We start from the raw sequence: 694 nt of genomic DNA on the forward strand, positions 1-694 counted from the left end.
AAGGGAATGGCACTAAAGTCATATTTGGCTAGCACATCTACCGGAATATCTTTGAGCATTTGCAGTGCGCCACTGGGTGCAGTCACTGCACCAAAACCAACCAATCCAACACCCAACATGGCAAGCGCCACTGGAACTCGCAGGACAACAAGCAGAATCATGACGATTAAGCCGATAGCTCCAATAATTTCTGGACTCATGCGCCTGTCTCCTCGGCGTCAAAGAATTCGCCTGTTTTAAAGATGTTAATGGATTCGATCAGTGAGCGGATGGCCAGTAAGGCGCTTAACAAAGCACTGATGAGGTAGATTGGCATCATAGAGATACGAAGATCTTGGGTGACTTTGCCAAACTCCATGGCGTCGATGGCGCTCTCATAGAGTCCCCATGCAAAGACGATGCCGATGGCAAAGAAGCCAAGCATAAAGACGCCCATCATGTAGCCTTTGATAGACTGGGGCATCTTCTGGGTAAAGACGTCGACGATGATTTGCGAGCGTTCAACAAAAGCGGCAAAGGCAGCCAGTAGTGCAAAGAGCATAAAGTAGGAGACGATCTCTACACTGCCTTTGACGGTAAAGCCAAACTCACCACCAGTAAGCTTAAAAATATAACGGGCGACGACGTCTAGCATGGTGGTGAGGACGATGATGATAAGACTGATGCCGCCGATAAGCTGACACAGTCTGGAGAT

General features: G+C 48.6%; 1 protein-coding gene and 1 pseudogene. Both read right to left on the reverse strand.

Features of this window, described 5'->3' with window-relative positions; translation table 11 throughout:
- A pseudogene (locus JFC10_RS14790) lies at positions 1 to 200 on the reverse strand (C4-dicarboxylate ABC transporter permease); the annotation flags it as partial.
- On the reverse strand, positions 197 to 694 hold a 498-nt coding region (locus JFC10_RS14795), incomplete at its 5' end, for a TRAP transporter small permease (protein ID WP_198333489.1). The pseudogene JFC10_RS14790 and the gene JFC10_RS14795, both read right to left, overlap by 4 nt.

The sequence above is a fragment of the Psychrobacter aquimaris genome (assembly GCF_016107525.1).
Lineage (GTDB): Bacteria > Pseudomonadota > Gammaproteobacteria > Pseudomonadales > Moraxellaceae > Psychrobacter > Psychrobacter aquimaris.